We start from the raw sequence: 23,246 nt of genomic DNA, 5'->3' as shown, positions 1-23,246 counted from the left end.
TTAGTCGTTGTCTTTTTGCATCAGGCCGGAACCTGTTAAGTCATAAATCTTCTGAATTTCATGCAATACACCCTCAAAGTCTATTTCCAGGTCTTTCAGCATGCCGTTTTTCAGATCATACACCCAGCCGTGTACGGTAGGGAACCCTTTTTCCACGTATGATTTCTGCACCGCTGCGGTTTTGATCACGTTGATGCATTGTTCCTGTGTATTCAGTTCAACGAGGCGGTTGTAGCGTGTATGCTCATCCGTTATAGCGTTGAGTTCGTCCATATGGAGGCGGTAAACATCGCGGATGTTGCGCAGCCAGGGGTTGAGGATGCCGAGGTCTTTCGCCTGCATGGCCGCCTTTACGCCGCCGCAGTTGTAGTGACCGCATACAATGATATGTTTTACTTCGAGATGTACCACCGCGTAGTTGATCACACCCATCACGTTAAGGTCGGTGTTGGGAACAAGGTTGGCAATATTGCGATGTACAAAAACTTCACCTGCTTCGAGTCCCATGATTTCATTGGTGGGAACGCGGCTGTCGCTGCAGCCAATATACAGATAGGCTGGTTTCTGGGAATCGGCCATCTTCTCGAAAAACTCCTCGTCCGTGGCCATTTTGGAAGCTACCCAACGTTTGTTATTCTCAAATATCTCTTTATATGCTGTCATGCGGTTCCATTTTTATGCGCTAAAGATACGTATAGAAAGCATATATGAGACAACTCTTTCATGATGAATGGGTTAACAGCAGAAGAGGAATCACCGCTTTTGCTTACTGCTGATAAGGTTAGGCATAGTGAATGTATAAAATGCTGTTACAAAGATGATTATCATTGTTTTTTTATCGATATGTCTGGTAGGATGTCTTCTTGGAAACCCCGCATAAAATCAGTACCTTTGCAGCTTCAAAATTTACATAGCCAGCATGATCAGTGTTAAAAACGTAACGCTCTCTTTTGGTAAGAGAGTATTGTTTGACGAAGTAAACCTCAATTTCACAAAAGGGAACTGTTATGGTGTGATTGGGGCCAATGGAGCAGGTAAGTCTACTTTTCTGAAGATATTGTCCGGTGAAATAGAACCGAATAAAGGTACTGTGGAAATCACCCCCGGTGAGCGCATGAGCGTGCTCACACAGAACCACTTTGGGTTTGACGAGGTTACCGTACTGAATGCCGTATTGATGGGTAATAAGAAACTTTGGGAAATAGCGCACGAAAGGGACACTATTTACGCCAAAGAAGACTTTACCGAAGAAGACGGTATGCGCGCAGGCGAACTGGAAGCTGAGTATGGCGAAATGGGCGGTTATACCGCAGAAAGCGATGCAGGTGTACTGCTGAGCGATCTGGGTGTGAAAGAAGAAATGCACGGCACGCTCATGAAAGACATTGCCGGTAGCCTTAAAGTGCGGGTACTGCTTGCACAGGCGCTGTTCGGTAATCCTGATATCCTGCTGCTGGATGAGCCTACGAACGACCTTGATGTGGAAACCATTGGCTGGCTGGAAAACTTCCTGGCCGACTACGAAAATATCGTGATCGTTGTATCCCACGACCGTCACTTCCTCGATGCCGTATGTACGCATGTGGCAGATGTGGACCGCGCGAAGATCCAGATCTTCAGCGGTAACTACACCTTCTGGTACGAATCATCCCAGTTGATGGCCCGCCAGATTGCAGATAAGAACAAGAAAATGGAAGATAAGCGTAAAGACCTCATGGACTTTATCGCCCGCTTTAGTGCCAACGCCTCCAAAAGTAAACAGGCTACTTCCCGTAAGAAAGCCCTCGAAAAACTGGTGGTGGAAGATATCCAGCCTTCTAACCGTAAGTATCCTGGTATCATCTTCAAGCAACAGCGCGAAGTAGGTAACCAGATCCTGAACGTAGAGAAACTGGAAAAACTGGTGGATGGCCGCAAACTCTTTACAGATGTTACTTTCTCCGTTAACAAGGGAGATAAGATCGCGTTCCTGTCTAAAGATCACCTGGCACTCACTACCTTCTTTGAAGTAATCAACAATGAAGCAAAGGCCGACAGCGGCAAGTTTGAATGGGGTACCACTGTTACCAGTGCCTACCTGCCAAACGACAACGCTGCCTTCTTTACCAATAAAGACCTGAACCTGATGGATTGGCTGCGTCAATACGTACCACCACATGTAACTGATGTGGATGAGCCGTTCCTGCGTGGCTTCCTCGGTAAAATGTTATTTGGCGGAGATGAGATCATGAAGAAAACTTCCGTGCTGAGTGGTGGTGAAAAAGTACGTTGCATGACCAGCCGCATGATGCTGCAGGATCCGAATGTGCTGATACTTGATGAGCCTACCAACCACCTGGATCTGGAATCTATCCAGTCTTTCAACGAAAGTATGATCAACTACAAAGGCGTGGTGTTGTTCACTACCCATGACCATACCTTCATGCAATCAGTAGCAAACCGTATTATTGAACTGACGCCTAAAGGCATCATCGACAGGCTGATGACCTTTGATGAGTACCTGGCCGATGAACGTGTGAAAGCACTGCGTGAAGAAATGTACGGCAGCGCGGTTTTAGCGTAAAAGATAAATAGCTGAAAATAAAAGAAGCGAATGATCAACCGATCATTCGCTTCTTTTTTAATGGTGTTTTTATATCTTACAGATACTCCTCTATTACTTTCAGTTTATTCTTATCGAGCGGTTTTGTAATGTACGCCATCAGCTCCGGCGTATGCTGCACTTTTTGCATATCTCGTACATCCACAGAGGAGGAGCACATAATAATCGGGATGGTACTTTTAAGAGAAGTTTTCAATCCTCTGTATGCCTCAATAAAATCCCAGCCATTCATTCGCTGCATATTCATATCAAGAATGATAAGAGAGGGTAAGGTAGGCTGAGGGGTACTGGAAAGCTGCTCCAGGGCCTCTTCTGCACAGAGAAAAGAGGTAACTACCAGGTGATCGCTTTGGTGCCCCAACATTTTTTTGATGATGAAATGAAATATTTCATCGTCATCTACAACGTACACTATTTTATTCATGTCTTCCATGCTTCAGTTTTAATTGGGCTTCTTATCTTATCCGATAATAACAAAAGGTGCACAAGAGACGATGTCAAGAAGCGAATTATCTGGGACCGTTTTCTGTCAAATAAAGGGCGTTGACTTCAGGGATAACAAGCTGCTGAAATCAATCTCCTTAATTGTAAACACGGGCTAAACCGGCATTATATGCCTGTCACATTCTCTTCTTAAGCATTGGTCAAGGGAGTGCAGTGGCCTCCGGCTATCTTTAATTGTGAAGCAAAGAACGTTAATTTAATTTTATTTTTATATATATCTTTTTGGCAATAACTAATCATTAACAAATCAGATAAGCGAAAAAAACACCATGAACCCGCTATAAAACCGCTATAAATGCGAATGGCCGGAGCGAAAGAACATACTTTCACTCCGGCCATTGCCTTTATCAGTAAAGCTGATTGCTACTAAAACAAGCCGCCTTTTTTCAATGTTACTTTACCTTGTCCGATTTTGAAACCATTGTGATAGATTTCAACAGCATAATCGCCTACTTTGAAATCGGAGTTCTGTTTCCAGTCCATACTTACTGTTTGTTTCTGACCAGTAGTGTAAGCAACTGTTTTCTTAGCAGTATATAATTTCTCGGTACCATCTTCCAGTGTGAAACGGCCGGAACCCAGCGCTTCTACAGCCAGAGGAGCTCCATCGGGAGCAGTGATGGCTACAAAAATTTCTTTGTCACCGGTTGGTGCAATGCGGTTGTCGTCCAGGTCAAAGATAACCCGCATCATATCTGCGCGTTTTGCTTTGCTGGTTTCCACTTCTTTACCGTTGTTCTTTACACGGATCGGTAACAGTTTAATGTTGGATGCGTGCAGTACGGAACCCAGGTCTACTTTCTTGTTAAGACTATCCTTCACAGTAGACACAGAGTCGCGCTCTTTACGTGCATAATCTCTTTCACCTGCCAGCACTATTTTTTCACCTTCAAGGCGTTCAATAGTTTCTGAGTAACCTTCAATATTGGATTTCAGCTGCTCAATCAGGCGACGGGCTTCCGCCAGCTGTGCCTGCGTAGCATTTTTATTGGTCAGGATGCTGGAGATCCTGGCTTTCATATCCTGTATTTCTTTATCTTTTGTTTTAACCAGGCTGTCCATCCGGGTGTTCTGCGAAACCAGATCATCCAGGCGGGCATTGGCTGCATTGTATTCCTGTTGCAGTGCATCACGGGAAGAAGAAATCGAATCTATCTGGGTACTTTTTTGAACGATTTGCTCATTGGATTTATTTTTATCGTACAACATATATATCCAGGTACCCGCTAATGCTGCAATTAAAATACCGTAAATTAGACCGTTCCGGCTACGTGGTTTTTCTGGTCCGGGTGATCCCGGTGCAGGTGAATTAAAAGTGTTCTCCGTCATAGTTGTGAGTTTTATGTTTATTGTTATATGGTTAAAAATTGTTATTCAAAAGTACTTATAATATTCATATTTTATAAATAGCTATAAAACTGTTTTTCAATCGTGCTTCCAAATATTGCATTAGATCAATTATTACTGTTGGACATAGAAACAACACCGGCGGCTCCATCTATAGAGCACTTATCTGAAGACATGCAACAGCTCTGGCGGGAGAAAATTGCAAAAACTGCGCCAGTTTCGGGAAATGAAGATTCAGCATACGCTGACAGGGCTGGCATCTACGCTGAATTTGGGAAAATTGTGTGTATTTCGGTAGGCTTCTTCAGTCTCGAAAATAACAGGTACCAGCTAAGGCTGAAATCGTTTTATGATGATGATGAAGCAGTTGTGCTGTCAGGATTTTTAGAATTAATCAATAAATTCTATGCGAAATACCCCCGGTTCCAGTTTGCCGGGCATAACATCAAAGAATTTGATATTCCTTTTATTTGCAGGAGGTCTGTTATCCATCAGTTATCTTTGCCACAGCCTTTACAGCTGCACGGATTTAAACCCTGGGAAATTCCCATGCTCGATACCCTGCAACTGTGGCGCTTCGGGGACTTTAAACATTATATTTCCCTGAAACTCCTGACCGCCGTAATGGGTATTGATACGCCCAAAGACGATATAGACGGCAGCATGGTAGGCAAGGTATACTGGGAGGAAAGAGACCTGGAACGTATTGCCGCCTACTGCCAGAAGGATGTACTGGCGGTAGCACAGCTGCTGCTGAAATTCAAACGTTTACCGGCATTGACACAGGAAGATATTATCATCGTAAAAAAATAGTCTTAAAAAGACGAAAAGCATTCTAGTAATGGAGTACCAGGATATCATCAGGGATTGGAAGCAACAGAAATTCAAATCATTATACTGGCTGGAAGGAGATGAAGACTTTTTTATTGACCAGGTTACCAGCTATGCAGAGCATGAACTGCTGCCTGAATCAGAAAGAGGCTTCAACCTCACCGTCCTTTATGGAAAAGATACCGACTGGAGCCAGGTGATCAACGCCTGCCGCAGGTACCCGATGTTTGCGGAAAGACAGGTGGTACTCCTCAAAGAAGCCCAGGCCATGCGCGACCTCCTGAAACTGGAAACCTATATCGATAACCCGCTTACCTCCACCGTGTTTGTAGTGGCGCATAAACAGGGCAAAATAGATGGCAGGAGTAAAATGGCGAAGCTCATAAAGGAAAAAGGCGTACTCCTGTCTACCAAAAAATTATATGATAACCAGCTCCCCACCTGGGTGGAAAGCTATGTGAGCAGCCGCGGACTGGCCATCTCACAAAAAGCGGCTATCCTCCTGGTAGACCATATCGGTAATGACCTGTCGCGTATCTCCAATGAAATAGATAAGCTGCTGGTAAACCTCCCGGCCCAGAAAAAGATTGATGAAGGGGATATTGAAAAGTATGTGGGCATCAGCAAAGAATACAACGTATTTGAATTGCAAAACGCCCTGGGACAGAAAAATACGGCCAAAGTATTCCGCATCATCTCTTACTTTGCCGCCAATCCCAAAGCAGCGCCTATCCAGATGACACTGCCGGCATTGTATAATTTCTTCGCAAAAGTAAACCTCATTTTCAGCATAAAAGGAGGAGAGAAGGAAGTAGCCACTGCGCTGGGTGTACATCCTTTTTTTGTAAAGGACTATATGAACGCTGCCCGTCAGTACGGACCCGAAGGAACCGAAAAAGCTATCTTGCTGTTACATCAATATAACCTGCGGAGTATAGGCATTAACGATAGTGGTGTGGAAGACGGGGAACTGATGAAAGAACTGATGTATAAGGTGATGAATTAATTATTTCTATGGCTATTGGGGTAAAAAAGATATTCAGGTTGCTGTTTGGCTTGCTGTGTTTCTGCTTAAGTAGTTTCTGTGCGCTGATTGTGCTGATGAATATTATTACTATTCATAAGGGAAGCATCGGTGTGGATTTTAGAATGAGCACCAACACCGCATTGGTGATGTGCTTTTATGTGATCGCTTCTGCTTTTTTCCTCTGGCGTGGGGTCCGTTTAATGAAACCTCCTAAAAAGAAAGAAGAAAAGACGGAGCTGCTGGGAGAAGAATTCTAAATCTTCGCCAGGATCTCCTTCGCTTGGGCAGAATCTTTATCCATCTGCACTATCAGGGCATCTATATTGTCAAATTTCAGGTTGGAGCGGATGTATTCTACAAAGTGAACGGTCAATTCCTGTCCGTAAATATCTTCCTTAAAATCAAAGATGTGTACTTCCAGGCGCAGATCAGTGCCATTGAAAGTAGGGCGGAAGCCGATGCTCATAACGGCGGGTAATAATTCACTGCGACCGCTGAGTTGCGCATTTACGGCATAAATCCCTTCAGCAGGAATCAGCTTTCTTTCATCTGTCAGGTGCAGATTGGCGGTTGGATAACCCAGCTGCCGGCCCATTTTATCGCCATGCACCACAGTGCCGGTTAAGAAATAAGTGTAGTCCAGTAATTCATTGGCGAGCCGGATACCGCCTTCCTGCAGGCTTTTGCGGATTTTGGTAGAACTCACTGTAAGATCATGCACTACCTGTTGCGGAATTTCTATCAGGGTAAAACCATACTGCTGCTGTTCTGCTTCCAGCAGTTCCAATCCGCCTTCCCGGTTATGACCAAACCGGTGGTCGTAACCTATGATAATGGTATGCGGCTTGAAGCGCGCTACCAGGAAGTCTTCCAGGTAACTGCGGGCGGGCATCTCAGAAAATTCTTTGGTAAAAGGTACTACTACCAGGTGATCGATACCGGCACGTTCCAGCAAGGCAATTTTTTCAGGCAGGGTAGTCAGCAGCCGGATGTTATTAGGTTTGGGTTGTAATACTTCCCGCGGATGCGGATCAAAGGTAATGATCACGGTTTCTCCACCGCAGGTATCGGCAGCCTGCTCCAATTGTTCAATAATGAAGCGGTGGCCTGCATGTACTCCGTCGAAAGTGCCTATCGTGATAATAGCATTACGGAATTCCGGTAAATGGTCTAAGTCCCTGTGAACCTGCATATAAATCAATAACTATCAAAATCGCCGTGCAAATCTAACACATTCGGCGGGCATTCTGCATGGAATCTGTTACTTTTGCAGCCTGAAGAGCATCTTTATTTAGTTTATTTTTTATTTACATATTTATTTATTTCCCGGTGGATAATAATATTTACGCCAAACGTGGTGTTTCAGCAGGTAAGGAAGATGTGCATAATGCCATTAAAAACATTGATAAGGGTCTTTTCCCCAAGGCATTCTGCAAAATTGTACCCGATATTTTAGGGGGCGATGAAGCCTATTGCAATATCATGCACGCAGATGGCGCCGGCACCAAATCTTCCCTGGCTTATATTTATTGGAAAGAAACCGGTGATCTGGGCGTTTGGAAAGGCATAGCCCAGGATGCAATTATCATGAACATGGACGACCTGCTTTGTGTGGGCGCTACAGATAATATCCTCCTTTCTTCCACCATTGGCCGCAACAAACAATTGCTGCCGGGTGAAGTAATTGCCGCCATCATCAATGGCACGGAAGAAATCCTGGCAGAACTGCGGAACCACGGTATCAGTATTTATTCCACCGGTGGGGAAACCGCCGATGTGGGCGACCTGGTACGTACTATCATCGTGGATTCCACTGTTACCTGCCGCATGAAACGCGAAGATGTGATCTCCAATGATCGTATCCAGGCGGGAGATGTGGTAGTGGGACTGGCATCGTACGGTCAGGCCACTTACGAAACAGAATATAACGGCGGTATGGGTAGCAATGGTCTTACCAGTGCCCGTCACGATGTATTCAGCAAAGCTATTGCGGAGAAATACCCCGAAAGCTTTGATCCCAATATTCCTTATGAACTGGTATTCAGTGGTAAAAAATCGCTGACAGATAAAATAGATATTCCGGGCTTTGGCGCCGTGGATGCAGGCAAGCTGGTATTGTCGCCCACCCGCACCTATGCACCGGTGATCAAAAAAGTGCTGGAGCAATTCCGTCCGCAGATTCATGGGATGGTGCATTGCAGTGGCGGCGCTCAAACCAAAGTGCTGCATTTTATCGAGAAACTGCACGTGATCAAGGATAACCTGTTCCCGGTACCTCCGTTGTTCAGTCTTATCCAGGAGCAGTCCGGTACCCCCTGGAAGGAAATGTACCAGGTATTTAACATGGGCCACAGGATGGAACTGTATGTGCCGGAAGCAATAGCCGCCGACATTATCAGCATTTCCAAAAGCTTTAATATCGATGCACAGATTATAGGCAGGGTAGAGGCCGCTGAAGAAAAGAAAGTGACGGTGAAAGCGCCGGCCGGTACTTTTGTGTATTAGGAAGATAGTGTTAAAAAAGTATCCTGTTCACCGGCAAAGTGGGCAGGATTTTTTATTCATAGTGTATGGGGAGTGTATGGGGAGTGTATTGTGAGTGTATGGTGAGTGTATGGGAACAGTATAGGAACAGTATAGGGAGTGTATAGGGACTGTATAGGAACTGTATAGGGAATACGACACATACACGAGTCCTAAGTATCCAAGAAGTATCCAAGACGTATCGGAGAAGTAATAACCGTATTTTAATAAGAAAGGCCACCGTTTTAACCGGTGGCCTTTCTTCATTGATTGTTTATAGTTGTGTTAGTTTTGTAAACTAAACCTGATAGGAAGATTAAACTGCACAGCTACCTGGTGTTCGTTTTGCACGCCTGGCTCCCATTTCGGCATGGCTTTGACTACTCTTATCGCTTCATCTTCAAGGCCGTAGCCTTTCTTTGCACCTATTGTTTTCACATCACGGATGCTGCCATCTGCATCCACAACAAACTGCACAAAAGTGGTACCGCCTATTTTGGCTTTCTGTGCCTCTTCCGGGTAACGGATGTTTTTATTGAGATATAGTCCGAGCGCGTTCTCACCGCCTGGAAATTTCGGTGGATGTTCAACGAAGGTGAATACTTCGTTATTATTATTGTTCGGTGGCGGGAAGTTCACGGTTTGACCACCGGGTTTGGGCGCCTGTTTCCCGGTATCCAGCATGAAGCGGATGGGCAGGTTAAACTGTACAGATACCGTTTTTCCCTGGTGTTTTCCAGGTACCCACTGCGGCATTTCCTTTACTACGCGGATGGCTTCTTCAGCAAGACCAAAGCCCGGATTTTTTCCCAGGAGGCGAACATCCGTGATATTACCTTCTTCGTTTACCACATAACTTACGAACACGGTACCGGATATATTTTTTTCCTGTGCAGTTTTTGGATACCGGATGTTCCTGGAAAGATATTTTGCCAGCGCTTCCTCACCACCCGGGAAAGAAGGGGGCTGCTCTACAAAAGTGTAAACGTTGTCTTTCGTTTTGTTCACCTTCTTCACAGGTGTGGTATCCATTGCAAGGTTGGCCGCGGGTACCGCTGAGGGGGTGGATACAACGGTGTTAGTGGCGGTAAGCGCCGGAATGGCGGACGGACGCTTATCGGCCACAAATGCAAGGGAGCAGAAAATGAATGCAGCCAGTGGCAGCACCATGATGCGTCGCAGGTAACTGAACCTGGGGGTGTGGAATTGTGTCAGCATAAGAATTCTTCTTTTTATTGGCGGATGGAAAAAGTCGTTCGTAATACTGAATTGTTTGCTTTGAAAGGCCATCTGGAGGATGGTTTGGGCGTAGCCGGCTATTTCTTCCCCGGCTGCTTTTTTATCGGCCAGGAATTCATGCACCAGCGCCAGTTCCCTTTTTATCAGGTGAAAGAAGGGATTGATCCAGCACACGGCCGTTACCAGTTCCATGAACAGTTTATCTGTGCTGTGTTTCTCCTGCAGGTGTACCAGTTCATGTTTGAAGATCTGTTGCCCTTCGGGCGAATTCAGTGAAGTTTGATGATCCCAGAAAATATAGCTGAAGAAAGAGAAGGGTGCTTTGATATCCTTGTTTTTTACAAACCGGTAAGGAGGAATTTCCTGTACCTGGCTGCGGCGGATCAGGTTTTTGATCCGGAAAAGACTGATCACCGTTCTTGTCAGCAGCAACCCTATCACCGCGATGTATAATGTGTTAAGCACAGTGCCGGAGCTAATCCCCGGGCTGGCTGATATCACGGTTTCGCGGATATTAACAATACGCGCGGTATAAGATAATACTGCGGAGGATTCGGTTGCCTGACCCGGCAGTGGAATCTTCAGGAGTGGTGTGAGCAGGGAAATCAGGGTGATGAGTACCAGGTAGTACCGGTTCCATTGATGGAAGCGGTTATTACGCAGGGCAATATAATAGTAGCCGTATAAAACGGCAGAACAGATGATCACTTTAGAGAGATAGGTGAGCAGAACTGTCATGGTTAAGGTTTTTGGGCTGCTTTAATTTTTTGTACCAGTTTCTCCAGTTCCGCGATACTTAGTTCTTTCTCTTTCACAAAAAAAGAAACCATGTTGCTGAAGGAGCCGTCGAAATAGCCTTTTACAATATTGTTGACCGTTTTGTGGCTGTAAGCGTCTTTGGTAACAAGGGCAAAATACTGGTGTGATTTACCGTAGGCTTTGAAGTCAACAAATCCTTTTTCAATCAGGATTTTCACGAGGGTAGATACGGTATTGTAATGTGGTTTTGGTTCCGGCATTACTTCTATTATATCTTTCACGAAGGCGGGTCCTGTTTCCCAGAGTGCCTGCATGATCTGTTCTTCTGCTTTGGTGAGTTGTTTCATATAGCTCGTTTATAAAACCAAGTTAAAACTAATTGTTTAGTTCGACAACTATTTTTTTAGTTTTAAAGAGATGGATATTTGACATATTATCACAACGAGTTATTTTTTAATTAGTTATTTTTGTCCGCACAGACCGTAAAAAACAGAAAGGACATGACGCCTGAACAACCTATCATACAATTAACAAACGCCAGTATATACCAGGGCCATTCATTGATATTATCTGATGTGAACATCACGGTGAATAAGGGTGAATTTGTATATCTCATTGGTAAAACCGGTACCGGGAAATCCAGTTTGTTAAAGACATTGTATGGCGATTTACCTTTAAATGATGGCACAGGACAGGTAGTGGGTTTTGATCTCAAGAAGATGGATTGGAAAAAAGTGCCGTATCTTCGCCGGAATCTGGGTGTGGTATTCCAGGATTTTCAGTTATTAACCGACCGCAACGTGCATGATAACCTGAAATTTGCGCTCCGGGCAACCGGTTGGCAGGATCCAAAGGAAATGGAGAATAAGATCACGGATGTACTGGAAAAAGTGGGGTTGGGTACCAAAGGCTTTAAGATGCCGTATGAGTTATCGGGAGGAGAGCAGCAGCGTGTGGATATTGCCCGTGCTATGCTGAATTCGCCAAAACTGATCCTGGCGGATGAGCCTACGGGTAACCTGGATCCGGAAACTTCCGATGGTATTATGCAGCTGTTATTCCGTATCTGCCGCGAAGGAACCGCCATAGTGATGGCCACACACGATTACATTGTATTACAGAAATTCCCGTCGAGAGTACTGCGTACAGAAAACGGGCATGTAACGGATAATGCAGCTGTGAATTTCTCTTCTTAGGAGTTGTTGAGAAAGAAAATCTTACAGATGTACATTATCCCTCATTTATTATTAATTTCCGGTTAATTGGTAATTCCTATTTTTTAAATTACCTTTGCACCGGAAAAATAGCGACAAAAAACATTATTATTACTTATTATTTTTAAAGATGTCTTACTTAACTGTTGAAAAGAAAGCCAATATTTTTAAGGAATTTGGTGGAAGCGAAAAAAATACAGGCTCTGTGGAAGCACAAATCGCACTGCTGACTGAGCGTATCAACAGCATTTCCGGTCACCTGAAACAAAACAAAAAAGATTTTTCTACCCACCGTGGTTTGATGAAGATGGTTGGCCAGAGAAAGCGTTTGCTTTCCTATTTATCTAAAACCAACCTCACAGGCTACCGTGCCCTCATCGAGAAGTTAGGTATCAGGAAATAACCATGACTTAATTATAGCGCTATTCCCAACTTATATGGTTGGGAATAGTTTTTTTGTATGTATACCTTTTGTTGTTCTTTAGCGATCAAAAAAGAATAACTTTATTTTTAATCCTCACTTTATTATGAATCTGACACCTATTTCAGTGAAATTCGATATAGGAGACGGTCGTATGGTGACCATCGAAACCGGCAAGTTGGCCCGTCAGGCTGACGGTGCCGTTACGGTGCGTTTAGGGAATTCAATATTGCTGGCCACCGTGGTAGCAAATAAAGAACCCAAACCAGGCCAGTCTTTCTTCCCCCTTACAGTTGATTACCAGGAAAAGTTTGCATCCGCAGGCCGTATCCCGGGTTCCTTTTTCAAGCGTGAAGGCCGGTTGTCTGATTCCGAGGTACTTATTTCCCGTTTGATTGACCGCGCTCTGCGTCCCCTGTTCCCCGACAATTATTTATGTGAAGTTCAGGTACTGGTGTCCCTGATTTCATCTGATCCCGAAGTAATGCCCGATGCACTGGCCTGTCTGGCTGCATCTGCTGCACTGGCTGTATCCGACGTTCCCATCCAGGAAATTATTTCTGAGTGCCGCGTAGCGCGCATTGATGGCAAACTCGTGATCAACCCTAACCGTACTGAACTGGCTAAAGCCGACATGGATTTCATCATCGGTGCTACCGACAAGAACATCATGATGGTGGAAGGTGAAAGTAAAGAGTGCCAGGAAGAAGATCTGATCCTCGCTATTGAAGCAGCACACGCTGCGATCAAGGTGCAGGTAAAAGCACAGGAAGAACTGCGTGACCTGAAAGGTGTAACCGGCAAACGTGAATACGCACAACCTCATCAGAACGAAGAACTGAAAGCAAAAGTAGAAGCTTTTGCAAAAGATAAAATTTACCAGGTAGCCAAGTCAGCTTCAGCCAAGCACGATCGCAGCGATGCGTTTGCTGCCATCGGCACCGAACTGAAAGAACACCTGGGCGAATTACCGGAAGAAGACCAGCCACTGGTAAAAGAATACCTGCATGACCTGGAAAAAGAAGTGATCCGCAACATGATCCTGGATGAATCCGTTCGTCTGGATGGCCGTGCGCTGGATCAGGTTCGTCCGCTGGCTATGGAAACAGATATCCTGCCTTCTCCTCACGGTTCCGCCCTGTTTACCCGTGGTGAAACACAGTCGCTGACTACCGTTACACTGGGTACTCCGGAAGATGAACTGCTGATCGAAAGCGCAGCCGTTTCCAACTATTCCAAATTTATCCTGCACTACAATTTCCCTCCATTCTCTACAGGTGAAGTGAAAATGATGCGCGGTCCCGGCCGTCGTGAAGTAGGACATGGTAACCTGGCGATGCGCTCACTGAAGCAAATGATGCCAGGCAGCGACTACGCTTACACAGTAAGGGTGGTTTCTGATATCCTCGAATCAAACGGTTCTTCCTCTATGGCTACCGTATGTGCCGGTTCACTGGCACTGATGGACGCTGGTGTGCCCCTGCCTAAACACGTTTCCGGTGTGGCAATGGGTCTTATCTCCCGCGCATCCGATGGCAAATGGGCAGTATTAACCGACATCCTCGGTGATGAAGATCACCTGGGTGATATGGACTTTAAAGTAACCGGTACCCGCGATGGTATTGTGGGTATCCAGATGGATATTAAAGTGGATGGTTTAAGCATGGATGTAATGCGCTCCGCACTGGCTCAGGCTAAGAAAGGCCGTCTGCATATTGTGGAAGCCATGTACGAAGCAATGCCTGCTGCACGTCCTGAACCAAAACCACATGCACCACGCATGGAGAAGATCATCATCGACCGTGAATTTATCGGCGCTGTAATCGGACCCGGTGGTAAAATTATACAGGAGATCCAACGGGAAACCGGTACTACCATCAACATCGAAGAAGTTGGTGAAACCGGTGAAGTTAGTATCTTCTCTTCTCAGAAAGAAAGTCTTGATAAAGCAGTTGCATGGGTGAAAGGAATCATTGCGATACCTGAAGTAGGTGAAGTATATGAATCCGTTGTAAAATCCATCATGCCTTATGGTGCTTTCGTTGAGTTCATGCCTGGTAAACAAGGCTTGCTCCACATCTCTGAAGTTTCCTGGAAACGCCTGGAAACAATGGAAGGTGTGCTGACAGAAGGCGAAAAAGTAAAAGTAAAACTGACTGGTACCGATCCTAAAACCGGTAAGTTTAAGCTGAGCCGCAAAGTGCTCATGCCTAAACCGGAAGGTTATGTGGAAAGGCCAGAACGTGAAGAGCGTGGCGACAGAGGCGACTTCCGTGATCGTGGCGATCGTGGAGACCGCGGCGGTGATCGTGGCGACAGACGTGGTCCCCGTGACGACAGACGTGGCGGTGATGACAGACGCGGTGGCGGCGACAGACGTGATTTCAACCGCGACGGTAACCGTGGTGGCGGAAATTACAACGCCGGTCCTGAAAAACCTCAGGAGCCTACCTTTGATGCCGAATAGGCGCTGTTATAGCTAGCAGATAACTGGAATTAAATACAAAAGAAAGCAGTCACCCAGGTGGCTGCTTTCTCTTTTTATGATGGATCCGTTTTTATCTCCTCGTAAGCTGCTCTACACGGAAAGTACTTTCCCTGAATATTTCCCGGCCGCTGTTCAGGCGGACCACCCGGTAATTATTACCATCTACCGGTTCGGCAATCATCTTGTAAGCCGGTTGTATCGCTTTGGTACTTCTGTCTATCACCCTTACTTCCCCGCCGGCCAGCAGATCCGGCATTATTTCTTCCACATAGGGAAGCATAATACCGCCATCTTCTGCCCATAACATATTCATTTTACCGGTGCTGTAACTAAAATCCTTGTTGGCAGTATCTTCCAGGTAGCAATAAGCCTTTCGGAAATGGTTGCCCATATCAATGGCATTCAGGTGTGCAAACTGTACGCTGTTAAATACCTTGTTACTGTATTTACTGTTGCGGAGGGTAGAATCCATGCCCGTCATGTATTCCGTGAGATGCTTCCGGTCGAAGATCAGCGTTACATTTTCAGTCTGGTAAATGATGGAATCCATAATAGGTTCTGGTGGCCGTACTTTAATTACCTGGGCCATGCCCGACAGGGACAACGCCACGCCGGTCAGCAGGAGGAACAGTGCTTTCATAGGATAGTTGATATGATTTATAAATCAAATATAATGATTTTTAATATCTGGAGATGATTTTAGCGGCAGATACAGGGGCAAAAGACTGAAAGCTAGACACTAATGGCTATATTTGCGGCCTATGTCTTACATTGCTATTACCATGCGGGCCGGCGCCGAACAAACAGACCTGCTGATTGCCCAGTTATCTGAGCTGAAATACGAAGGGTTTGAAGAACAGCCGGACACACTTATTGCCTATATCCCCGCCGCTGATTTCGACGAGGCGGCGCTACAGCAGCAACTGGAAGCCCACGGGGTTACCTATACGAAAGAAACGATTTTACCGGTTAACTGGAACGCCCTGTGGGAGAGCAATTTCCAGCCGGTGCAGGTAGATAGCTTTTGCGGTATCCGGGCGGAGTTTCACCCGCCGTTTGATCCGCAACCCGCATATGAAATTATTATTACCCCTAAAATGGCTTTTGGTACCGGGCATCATGCTACTACTGCTTCCATGATAAAGCTCATGGAGCCACTGGACTTTAAGGGGAAGAAGGTATTTGATTTTGGTACAGGAACCGGTATTCTCGCCATCCTGGCGGAAATGATGGGAGCTGATACGGTGGATGCCATTGACTACGACGAATGGTCCGTGAATAATACGCTGGAAAACCTTACTGCCAACGGCATGAACAAGGTAAAAGTATGGCAGGCAGACAACCTTGATGCAATTACCGGAAAATATGATATATTGCTGGCAAATATCAACTATAACATTTTACTGAAATTTATGGGAGATATGCGGCATTTATTAGTGCCGGGGGGCAAATTACTATTGAGCGGGATCTTACCAACCGACGAAGAAAACATTGCAGCGGCCGCGGTTTCAACAGGTTTTATCATGGAGGGAAGGATAGAAAAAGATAACTGGCTGGCGCTTCAGTTTTATGTACCCTCAACAAAATAGATTAAAAGTTACATATAAATAGTGTTGATAATCCAACTTTTGTGTTACAATCTTTTCTAATATTCTCTCTATTTTAACACAGAATTTGTTATCTTAGCATTCCTAACTTGTAGTGATGATAGAAATTTTATTGCTTATTTGTGCTTATCTGATAGGATCTGTTCCTACAGCTGTTTGGGTGAGTAAAGGCGTTTTTGGTATGGATATCCGGGAGTATGGCAGCGGCAATGCCGGTGCTACCAATACTTTCAGGGTGCTGGGGCCTAAAGCGGGTACTTTTGTAATGGTAGTAGACATGCTGAAAGGCGTGTTGGCTGTACGTTTAGCTTATCTGGCTCCCTATTATCTTGATCCTGAGCATCTTACACAACTCGTGAATCTCCAGATCGGTCTGGGGCTCGCTGCAGTGGTAGGTCATATATTCCCTATCTGGGCAAACTTCAAGGGCGGTAAAGGAATTGCTACCCTGTTCGGACTGGTGCTTGCCATCCAGCCGCTGGTAGCGCTGTGCTGCGTAGGCGTATTTTTAATGATCCTTTTTTTAACCAGATACGTTTCTCTCAGTTCTATCATTGCCAGTATCGCTTTCCCGATACTTATCCTCTATATCTTCAATGAACCGGAAATTTTCTATCGCATATTTGCTATTGCTGTAGCTTTAATGGTGGTATTAACCCACCAGAAGAATATTACGCGGCTGCTGAAAGGTGTGGAAAGTAAAGTTCCGCTGTTTAAGAACAGAAAAGACAAGAACTAGTTATAGTTATATACTAAAGCAGGAAGCAAAAAGCGACAGCCATAAAAATGTGCATGCTTTTTGCTTTTTGCATTGTGCGTTTCCGCATATTTAAATTGATGCTCCCATGAAAAAGTATGTTTTATTCTTTACTGCAAGCCTCGCATTGGCGGCCTGTTCGCGTGTACCCATCACCGGCCGTAGTCAGCTGAACCTCGTTCCTGAAAGCACTATGCAATCAATGGCTGTGCAACAATACCAGTCGTTTTTGTCTGAAAACAAAGTAGTGGCGCAAACTACCAGTAAAGACGCCGAAATGGTAAGAAGAGTGGGCCAGCGCATTGCGTCTGCCGTTACCAGGTACATGAACCAGAATAATATGGGGAATGAAATATCCAGCTATAAATGGGAATTTAACCTCGTAGATAGTAAAGAAGTAAATGCCTGGTGTATGCCTGGCGGTAAAGTAGTGGTGTATACCGGTTTGTTACCGGTAACCCAGAATGAAACTGCACTTGCCTGTGTAATGGGCCATGAAATAGCACATGCGATTGCCCGTCATGGTAACGAACGTATGAGCCAGGGACTGGTAATGCAGGGGATCCAGGTAGCAGGCGCTGTGGCGCTGAATAAGAATCCTACTGCCGTAAACCTCTTCAACCAGGCATTTGGTATAGGCGGTAACTTAGGTACGCTTGCCTTTTCCCGCGGTAATGAGCTGGAAGCCGATCACCTGGGTGTAATATTCATGGCAATGGCCGGTTACAATCCACAGGAATCAATTCCTTTCTGGCAACGTATGGCTAACATGAGCAAAGGTCAGAAGCCACCTGAACTCCTGAGTACACACCCCAGCGACGCTACCCGCGTACAAAAATTACAACAGCTGATGCCGGAAGCAATGAAGTATTATACACCGGCGAAAGCATAAATCTCTTTAAAAAGCAACGGGCTGGTAATGTATTATTACCAGCCCGTTTTCTTTATATCTTCCGTTATGCCGTTATAATTTCAATTACCTTCTTATTTTTCTGCACCTTCATCTTCTCCGGCACATGTGCCAGGATCTCTTTTTTGAAGGCTTCTATCAACGCCTGTTTAATAAAGTGACGATGTGTTACCAGGCTGATCTCCCTCACCGGTTCGGGCGCCTTGAAATAGCGCACCATATTCAGCTGCCGGGAGGAAAGGTCCTGCAGCGACAGCTCCGGTAAAATCGTATAGCCTTCATTGAGGTCTACCATTCTTTTCAGTGTTTCCACACTACCGGTATTATATTCGAGGTTCTTATTATCGCCCATTGTGAATTTATCTTTACAGATATTCAGCACCTGGTTGCGCATGCAATGTCCTTCGTTGAGCAGCCACACATCTTTGATATCCAGCTCGTCTGCTTTCACAATTTTTTTCTCGTATAAAGCATTGCTTTTAGCGGTATACACCACAAAGGACTCATAAAACAAAGGATGTTCTTCCAGGTGAGGGTTATGCAGGGGAGTAGCCAGCAAACCACAATCCAGCAGTTCCTGTTTTAGTTGCTGCATAATTTGTTCGGTAGGATATTCCCATATCTCCAGCCGTACCTTCGGATATTTTTTCATGAACCCGGTCAGGATACGCGGAAGCAGGTAAGGCGCCAGGGTAGGAATGATGCCTACTTTCAGGTTGCCCTGTACTTCCTTTTTCTGGTCTGCTATAATCTCGCGGATGCGGGCATTTTCCTTAATAATGATCCTGGCCTGGGCAACCACGGATACGCCTATTTCTGTAGGGACTACCGGTAATTTGCTGCGATCAAACAGTTTAATGCCTAATTCATCTTCCAGCTTCTGAATCTGCATGCTCAGTGTTGGCTGGGTTACAAAGCATTTCTCTGCTGCTACTACAAAACTTCTGTAGGTATCTACCGCAACAATGTACTCCAATTGAACTGTCGTCATTTCCTCTAAGATTGTGGCGTAAAGGTATAAATAAAATCTATAGGAAGACGTTAAATCCTATAAAAGCAACAGGCGGTAGTGAAATCCTTCACTACCGCCTGTTGCTTTTATATTAATATGTTTAACTAGAATATCCTGTAACGGTATTTGATTTTTTCTGTATTGCTGTACAGTTCCCGTATATTGATAGACGCCTGGATTTCGCCCACTGCTTCTGTTTTCAGGTTCCTGAACTCCGCCTGTTTGGCATCGATGATGCTTTTGTCGGCAAGACCATTATCCTGAGCAATTTTCAGCGAGTTGTTTACTTTGGTATAGTAAGAGTCCAGTAAAGTGAAATATTCGTTGTAAAGATTTTCAAATCGTTTGGTTTGTAATACCAGGTCTTCCAGCTGGTTATTTACTTCTTTCAGGGAAGAGTTTTCGCGCAGCAGGGATTCATAGTCGATCCGTTTGCCTTTGGTATATTTCTCTTCCAGTTTAGCGAAGTAATCCACTACTTTTTCTTTCTTAAAATCAAAAAAGTATTCATTCATCGTTTGGCTCAAACCCTGATTCCCTTTCTGCGGAGCAGGAAATTTGAGAGAAGTGGCGGTAAATGAAAGATGATCAAACAGGTTATCCTGTAACAGGCTTAGTTGATCTTTATTGAAGTTCAGGCCATATTCAAATTTCTGGTTGGCATCATTTAATGCGGTGTAATACACCACATATTTATTCAGCTCTTTTTCAAAATCCTGTAATGACTTCTGATTGATCTGTTTGTTATTCACACTCACGCTGTGCAGGAAGTTCATCACTGAGTTGGCAATTGCCAGCGGGGGAGTGAGGGAGGTAAAGCTCTGGAAGATAGGACTGTTGATGATCGACTTGGTAGACTCAACAATTTTGGAATTCTTTTCTCCTTTATCTCCTTTGTTTTTCAGGATGATCTTTTCTACCAGTTCTACAATGCGGTCGCTCAGAGAAAAGCCCAGCGCTTTACTTTCCGGGTTATTCAGCGAGGTGATGAAAACATCGAGGTTATTGGTAGTGGTACGTGACTTCAGATCGATAATTTTCTTATTCAGCAGATAATAGGTTTCACTGGCATTGATGATATTATTTTTTATCAGCTCATACTTCGTGATATTATCTATTTCCTTTCCCTGTAACAGGGCCTGTATAGCGGTAGAGTTTTGTTTGTCATTGTCGGTGATCCGTTGTACGTCTTCCAGCAGTTTGCGGATGGTGGTATCCTGGGTTCTGATAACAGGAGACGTGGTGCTTTTCAGTTCCGGGTCCTGTGCATAGGCTGTCTGGAAAGTAAAAAGTAAAACAAGTGGGGCTGGTAGCACTTTAATCCATCTGGTGGTCAGAAACTTTTGAGCCAGGTGTACTAACGGTAATGACTCATCGGGCTTGCAGGTCAAGCGTTTATCATGCCTCATTTCCGTTGGTAGGTGTTTTAACATGTTGTTTTTGCTTTTTGTTAACAAAAATTTAAGAAAATATGATGCCAAAAACATCATCAGGCAAAGATAAATAATTAATAACAGTTAAAATTAAATCATGATAGGTGGTGTCCGGAATGCATTTCCGGGAGATATTTTGAATTATCAGCAGGTGAGTTACCTTTGCTGCCAAATTTGATCCACTTTCATGCTTAATAACAAAAAGATCGTGGTTGTATTACCGGCCTACAACGCAGCACTTACGCTGGAAAAAACATTCCGGGAAATCCCTTTTGACATAGTTGATGATGTAGTACTGGTAGATGATGCCAGCAGAGACGATACCCTTGAAGTCGGCAGGCGGCTGGGGATTCAGCACCTGATACGTCACGATAACAACAAAGGTTATGGAGGTAACCAGAAATCCTGCTACAACAAAGCGCTGGACCTCGGAGCTGATATTGTGGTGATGCTGCATCCCGATTATCAGTATACACCAAAGCTCATTACCGCCATGTGCAGTATTATTGCCAACGATGTGTACCCGGTGGTATTCGGGTCCAGGATCCTGGGAAAAGGCGCCCTGAAAGGGGGAATGCCAATGTATAAGTACATATTTAATCGTTTCTTAACATTGACACAAAACATCCTGATTGGTCAGAAGCTGAGTGAATACCACACCGGCTACCGCACTTTTTCATCGGAAGTATTGCGTGATATCAACTATATGGCTGATAATGACGATTTTGTGTTCGATAATGAAATGGTTTCGCAGATATTTATGAAAGGATACGATATTGCAGAGATTACCTGTCCTACCAAATACTTCGACGAGGCCTCCAGTATCAATTTCAAACGCAGCGCCATTTATGGTTTAGGTGTGTTGAGAGTATCCCTGCAGCATCGTTTGCATATGTGGGGCATGATAAAAGGAAAGATCTATTAAAAATAATTTAGCCAGTGGGTTTAGCGCAACAGTATAATTTAGCCGGAAAGTACCTGAAGTATTATTTTACTTCAGGCAATCGTCATGATGTACATTCTCCCTTTGTATTTTCACTGATAGAGGATGTATTGCTGGATAAAAAACAGCATCCGGCTTTCCGGGAAATAGAACAGTTGCGCAAACAGTTGCTGCAAAGTAATGAAACGCTCCAGGTAACCGACCTGGGCGCAGGGTCGCTGATATCGGCCGGTAATGAACGCCGGGTACGGGATATTACCCGCTATGCGGCAAAACAGCCCAAATTCGGGCAGTTATTTTACCGGCTGATACAATACCTCCAACCGGGCCGTATCCTTGAATTGGGTACTTCTATGGGGCTTTCTACAGCATATATGGCAAAGGCCGCCCCGCAGGCCCGTATTTATACCATTGAAGGATGCCCTAATATAGCAGCGCGGGCTGCCAAAAACTTTGAGGCGCTTCACATCAAAAACATCACGCAGGTAACGGGGAATTTTGATACCGTGTTACCGGACGTGTTAAAACAAATGCAGCTGCCCGACTGGGTGTATATAGATGGGAACCATCGCAAAGAACCCACCCTGGCCTATTTTGAGCAGTGCCTGCAGTTTGCTGATGAATACTCCGTTTTTATTTTTGACGATATCCACTGGACCCCGGATATGGAAGCCGCCTGGCATACCATACAGGAACATCCGCAGGTGACCATGACCATCGACCTGTTTTTTATCGGGCTGGTATTTTTCCGGAAAGATTTTAAAGTTAAACAGCATTTTACACTGAAATACTGATTTTGCCGTAGTATATTGGGTGTAAAATTCCCCAGTTATGCGTTACCTGAAATTATTCTTCCTGGCCTGCATGCTCACCGGTAGCCTGGTAGCCGCTGCACAGGACGATCTTTCCCAGTACAGCCGTGAATCGTTTATCCGTAAGGGTGATACCCTCCGCTACCGTCTCCTGCTGCCGGCCAACTACGATAGTCACAAAAAATATCCCCTGATCGTTTTCCTGCATGGAGCAGGAGAAAGGGGCACCGATAATAACGCGCAGCTGCTGCATGGCGGCGCCATGTTCGTGCGTGATACCATCCGCGCCAATTACCCGGCATTTGTGGTTTTCCCGCAGTGCCCTCCCGATCAAACATGGGCGCCTATGAAATTTGTGCGCGACAGCACCGGTAAAGTAATCCAGGCAGATTTTCCGCTGGATGGCGATCCCACACCTCCCACCGCTTTACTCAACCAATTGCTGGATAGTTTACTGGCCGGCGGAAAAGTGGATACCAAACGTGTATACATCGGCGGTTTATCGCTCGGCGGAATGGGCACCTTTTATGAAATCACCAAACGTCCCAATATTTTTGCTGCCGCATTTCCTATCTGTGGCGCAGGCAACGTAGCAGCAGCTGATAGGTTTGCTAAAAAAGTACCGGTGTGGATTTTTCACGGCGGTGATGACAACGTAGTGCCGGTAGAAGCCTCCAGGGCTTATGATGCGAAACTGAAAGCACTGGGTGCAGAAGAAAAATATACGGAGTATCCCGGCGTAGGACACAACAGCTGGGACAATATGTTTGTGGAACCCGGTGTGATGCCGTGGTTGTTTCAGCACCGTAAAAAATAA

23 protein-coding genes are annotated in these 23,246 nt (G+C 45.1%); 14 read left to right on the top strand and 9 right to left on the bottom strand.

Going from position 1 to position 23,246, the window contains the following annotated elements:
• Window positions 1–663: a carbonic anhydrase gene (locus tag B5Z18_RS15780; RefSeq protein ID WP_079470443.1), complete on the bottom strand. Its 663-nt coding sequence runs from the start codon at window positions 661–663 to the stop codon at window positions 1–3.
• Window positions 664–919: 256 nt separating this feature from the next.
• Here B5Z18_RS15780 and B5Z18_RS15775 point away from each other — a divergent pair, with 256 nt between their 5' ends.
• Complete coding sequence (locus B5Z18_RS15775; RefSeq protein ID WP_079470442.1) at window positions 920–2,563, top strand: ABC-F family ATP-binding cassette domain-containing protein; 1,644 nt, start codon at window positions 920–922, stop codon at window positions 2,561–2,563.
• 76 nt (window positions 2,564–2,639) lie between these two features.
• On the opposite strand, the gene B5Z18_RS15770 is transcribed toward B5Z18_RS15775, so the two are convergent.
• Together B5Z18_RS15770 and B5Z18_RS15765 are read right to left on the bottom strand one after the other, a co-directional pair.
• A complete protein-coding gene (locus tag B5Z18_RS15770; RefSeq protein WP_079470441.1) occupies window positions 2,640–3,035 on the bottom strand; it encodes a response regulator in 396 nt (131 codons plus the stop codon).
• A 437-nt stretch (window positions 3,036–3,472) separates the two neighbouring features.
• On the bottom strand, window positions 3,473–4,435 hold the full coding sequence (locus B5Z18_RS15765; protein ID WP_079470440.1) for a hypothetical protein: 963 nt from the start codon (window positions 4,433–4,435) through the stop codon (window positions 3,473–3,475).
• Window positions 4,436–4,573: 138 nt separating this feature from the next.
• On the opposite strand from B5Z18_RS15765, the gene B5Z18_RS15760 reads away from it, so the two are divergent.
• From B5Z18_RS15760 to B5Z18_RS15750, 3 genes are read left to right on the top strand one after another with little or no spacing between them, the layout of a single operon-like run.
• Entirely contained in the window at window positions 4,574–5,266 is a 693-nt protein-coding gene (locus B5Z18_RS15760) for a ribonuclease H-like domain-containing protein (protein ID WP_235015939.1), read from the top strand.
• Between the two features lie 28 nt (window positions 5,267–5,294).
• A complete protein-coding gene (gene holA / locus B5Z18_RS15755; RefSeq protein ID WP_079470438.1) occupies window positions 5,295–6,290 on the top strand; it encodes a DNA polymerase III subunit delta in 996 nt (331 codons plus the stop codon).
• 8 nt (window positions 6,291–6,298) lie between these two features.
• Complete coding sequence (locus B5Z18_RS15750) at window positions 6,299–6,568, top strand: hypothetical protein (RefSeq protein WP_079470437.1); 270 nt, start codon at window positions 6,299–6,301, stop codon at window positions 6,566–6,568.
• Here B5Z18_RS15750 and B5Z18_RS15745 read toward each other — a convergent pair.
• Window positions 6,565–7,503: a bifunctional riboflavin kinase/FAD synthetase gene (locus B5Z18_RS15745; RefSeq protein ID WP_079470436.1), complete on the bottom strand. Its 939-nt coding sequence runs from the start codon at window positions 7,501–7,503 to the stop codon at window positions 6,565–6,567. The two genes, B5Z18_RS15750 and B5Z18_RS15745, sit on opposite strands and share 4 nt — an antisense overlap.
• Window positions 7,504–7,640: 137 nt before the next feature.
• Between B5Z18_RS15745 and B5Z18_RS15740 the strand changes: the two genes are divergently transcribed.
• Complete coding sequence (locus B5Z18_RS15740) at window positions 7,641–8,816, top strand: AIR synthase related protein (RefSeq protein WP_079470435.1); 1,176 nt, start codon at window positions 7,641–7,643, stop codon at window positions 8,814–8,816.
• Between the two features lie 303 nt (window positions 8,817–9,119).
• On the opposite strand, the gene B5Z18_RS15735 is transcribed toward B5Z18_RS15740, so the two are convergent.
• Together B5Z18_RS15735 and B5Z18_RS15730 are read right to left on the bottom strand one after the other, a co-directional pair.
• Window positions 9,120–10,811, bottom strand: coding sequence for a M56 family metallopeptidase (locus tag B5Z18_RS15735; protein ID WP_079470434.1), 1,692 nt, complete (start codon window positions 10,809–10,811; stop codon window positions 9,120–9,122).
• Window positions 10,812–10,813: 2 nt separating this feature from the next.
• Window positions 10,814–11,179: a BlaI/MecI/CopY family transcriptional regulator gene (locus tag B5Z18_RS15730; protein WP_079470433.1), complete on the bottom strand. Its 366-nt coding sequence runs from the start codon at window positions 11,177–11,179 to the stop codon at window positions 10,814–10,816.
• A 153-nt stretch (window positions 11,180–11,332) separates the two neighbouring features.
• Here B5Z18_RS15730 and B5Z18_RS15725 point away from each other — a divergent pair, with 153 nt between their 5' ends.
• The 3 genes from B5Z18_RS15725 (at window position 11,333) to B5Z18_RS15715 (ending at window position 14,934) form a co-directional block, all read left to right on the top strand.
• Window positions 11,333–12,028: a cell division ATP-binding protein FtsE gene (locus B5Z18_RS15725; RefSeq protein WP_079470432.1), complete on the top strand. Its 696-nt coding sequence runs from the start codon at window positions 11,333–11,335 to the stop codon at window positions 12,026–12,028.
• A 148-nt stretch (window positions 12,029–12,176) separates the two neighbouring features.
• Complete coding sequence (gene rpsO, locus B5Z18_RS15720) at window positions 12,177–12,449, top strand: 30S ribosomal protein S15 (RefSeq protein ID WP_079470431.1); 273 nt, start codon at window positions 12,177–12,179, stop codon at window positions 12,447–12,449.
• Window positions 12,450–12,573: 124 nt separating this feature from the next.
• Window positions 12,574–14,934 carry a polyribonucleotide nucleotidyltransferase gene (locus B5Z18_RS15715; protein WP_079470430.1) on the top strand — a complete coding sequence of 787 codons (2,361 nt, stop codon included), beginning with the start codon at window positions 12,574–12,576 and terminating at the stop codon, window positions 14,932–14,934.
• A 91-nt stretch (window positions 14,935–15,025) separates the two neighbouring features.
• Here B5Z18_RS15715 and B5Z18_RS15710 read toward each other — a convergent pair whose 3' ends face one another.
• Window positions 15,026–15,595, bottom strand: a complete 570-nt coding sequence (locus tag B5Z18_RS15710) for a hypothetical protein (RefSeq protein WP_079470429.1) — start codon at window positions 15,593–15,595, stop codon at window positions 15,026–15,028.
• 121 nt (window positions 15,596–15,716) lie between these two features.
• Between B5Z18_RS15710 and prmA the strand changes: the two genes are divergently transcribed.
• The 3 genes from prmA to B5Z18_RS15695 all read left to right on the top strand — a co-directional run bounded on the left by prmA (window position 15,717) and on the right by B5Z18_RS15695 (window position 18,211).
• Window positions 15,717–16,544 (top strand): 50S ribosomal protein L11 methyltransferase, encoded by an 828-nt coding sequence (gene prmA / locus B5Z18_RS15705; protein WP_079470428.1) that lies wholly within the window; start codon window positions 15,717–15,719, stop codon window positions 16,542–16,544.
• 115 nt (window positions 16,545–16,659) lie between these two features.
• A complete protein-coding gene (gene plsY, locus B5Z18_RS15700) occupies window positions 16,660–17,301 on the top strand; it encodes a glycerol-3-phosphate 1-O-acyltransferase PlsY (RefSeq protein WP_079470427.1) in 642 nt (213 codons plus the stop codon).
• 106 nt (window positions 17,302–17,407) lie between these two features.
• Window positions 17,408–18,211, top strand: coding sequence for a M48 family metallopeptidase (locus tag B5Z18_RS15695; protein WP_079470426.1), 804 nt, complete (start codon window positions 17,408–17,410; stop codon window positions 18,209–18,211).
• Window positions 18,212–18,275: 64 nt separating this feature from the next.
• Here B5Z18_RS15695 and B5Z18_RS15690 read toward each other — a convergent pair whose 3' ends face one another.
• Window positions 18,276–19,220: a hydrogen peroxide-inducible genes activator gene (locus tag B5Z18_RS15690; protein ID WP_079470425.1), complete on the bottom strand. Its 945-nt coding sequence runs from the start codon at window positions 19,218–19,220 to the stop codon at window positions 18,276–18,278.
• A gap of 125 nt (window positions 19,221–19,345) precedes the next feature.
• Window positions 19,346–20,674 carry a hypothetical protein gene (locus B5Z18_RS15685; protein ID WP_133256155.1) on the bottom strand — a complete coding sequence of 443 codons (1,329 nt, stop codon included), beginning with the start codon at window positions 20,672–20,674 and terminating at the stop codon, window positions 19,346–19,348.
• A gap of 187 nt (window positions 20,675–20,861) precedes the next feature.
• On the opposite strand from B5Z18_RS15685, the gene B5Z18_RS15680 reads away from it, so the two are divergent.
• From B5Z18_RS15680 to B5Z18_RS15670, 3 genes are read left to right on the top strand one after another with little or no spacing between them, the layout of a single operon-like run.
• The gene (locus B5Z18_RS15680) at window positions 20,862–21,599 is read left to right on the top strand and encodes a glycosyltransferase family 2 protein (RefSeq protein WP_079470423.1); all 738 of its coding nucleotides are present in this window, start codon (window positions 20,862–20,864) and stop codon (window positions 21,597–21,599) included.
• 14 nt (window positions 21,600–21,613) lie between these two features.
• Window positions 21,614–22,411: an O-methyltransferase gene (locus B5Z18_RS15675; RefSeq protein ID WP_079470422.1), complete on the top strand. Its 798-nt coding sequence runs from the start codon at window positions 21,614–21,616 to the stop codon at window positions 22,409–22,411.
• A 37-nt stretch (window positions 22,412–22,448) separates the two neighbouring features.
• Entirely contained in the window at window positions 22,449–23,246 is a 798-nt protein-coding gene (locus tag B5Z18_RS15670; protein WP_235015938.1) for a carboxylesterase family protein, read from the top strand.

The organism is Chitinophaga ginsengisegetis, from assembly GCF_900168065.1.
GTDB classification, from domain to species: Bacteria; Bacteroidota; Bacteroidia; order Chitinophagales; family Chitinophagaceae; genus Chitinophaga; species Chitinophaga ginsengisegetis.
The sequence above is the reverse complement of the archived record's forward strand: the minus strand, read 5'-3'. Positions and strand labels throughout refer to the sequence as shown.

Bases quoted from the DNA above. Each gene is read 5' to 3' on its own strand.
- B5Z18_RS15780 (WP_079470443.1), bottom strand. From the start codon at position 663: ATGACAGCATATAAAGAGATATTTGAGAATAACAAACGTTGGGTAGCT.
- B5Z18_RS15775 (WP_079470442.1), top strand. From the start codon at position 920: ATGATCAGTGTTAAAAACGTAACGCTCTCTTTTGGTAAGAGAGTATTG.
- B5Z18_RS15770 (WP_079470441.1), bottom strand. From the start codon at position 3,035: ATGGAAGACATGAATAAAATAGTGTACGTTGTAGATGACGATGAAATA.
- B5Z18_RS15765 (WP_079470440.1), bottom strand. From the start codon at position 4,435: ATGACGGAGAACACTTTTAATTCACCTGCACCGGGATCACCCGGACCA.
- holA (WP_079470438.1), top strand. From the start codon at position 5,295: ATGGAGTACCAGGATATCATCAGGGATTGGAAGCAACAGAAATTCAAA.
- B5Z18_RS15750 (WP_079470437.1), top strand. From the start codon at position 6,299: ATGGCTATTGGGGTAAAAAAGATATTCAGGTTGCTGTTTGGCTTGCTG.
- B5Z18_RS15745 (WP_079470436.1), bottom strand. From the start codon at position 7,503: ATGCAGGTTCACAGGGACTTAGACCATTTACCGGAATTCCGTAATGCT.
- B5Z18_RS15735 (WP_079470434.1), bottom strand. From the start codon at position 10,811: ATGACAGTTCTGCTCACCTATCTCTCTAAAGTGATCATCTGTTCTGCC.
- B5Z18_RS15730 (WP_079470433.1), bottom strand. From the start codon at position 11,179: ATGAAACAACTCACCAAAGCAGAAGAACAGATCATGCAGGCACTCTGG.
- B5Z18_RS15725 (WP_079470432.1), top strand. From the start codon at position 11,333: ATGACGCCTGAACAACCTATCATACAATTAACAAACGCCAGTATATAC.
- rpsO (WP_079470431.1), top strand. From the start codon at position 12,177: ATGTCTTACTTAACTGTTGAAAAGAAAGCCAATATTTTTAAGGAATTT.
- B5Z18_RS15715 (WP_079470430.1), top strand. From the start codon at position 12,574: ATGAATCTGACACCTATTTCAGTGAAATTCGATATAGGAGACGGTCGT.
- B5Z18_RS15710 (WP_079470429.1), bottom strand. From the start codon at position 15,595: ATGAAAGCACTGTTCCTCCTGCTGACCGGCGTGGCGTTGTCCCTGTCG.
- prmA (WP_079470428.1), top strand. From the start codon at position 15,717: ATGTCTTACATTGCTATTACCATGCGGGCCGGCGCCGAACAAACAGAC.
- plsY (WP_079470427.1), top strand. From the start codon at position 16,660: ATGATAGAAATTTTATTGCTTATTTGTGCTTATCTGATAGGATCTGTT.
- B5Z18_RS15695 (WP_079470426.1), top strand. From the start codon at position 17,408: ATGAAAAAGTATGTTTTATTCTTTACTGCAAGCCTCGCATTGGCGGCC.
- B5Z18_RS15690 (WP_079470425.1), bottom strand. From the start codon at position 19,220: ATGACGACAGTTCAATTGGAGTACATTGTTGCGGTAGATACCTACAGA.
- B5Z18_RS15685 (WP_133256155.1), bottom strand. From the start codon at position 20,674: ATGTTAAAACACCTACCAACGGAAATGAGGCATGATAAACGCTTGACC.
- B5Z18_RS15680 (WP_079470423.1), top strand. From the start codon at position 20,862: ATGCTTAATAACAAAAAGATCGTGGTTGTATTACCGGCCTACAACGCA.
- B5Z18_RS15670 (WP_235015938.1), top strand. From the start codon at position 22,449: ATGCGTTACCTGAAATTATTCTTCCTGGCCTGCATGCTCACCGGTAGC.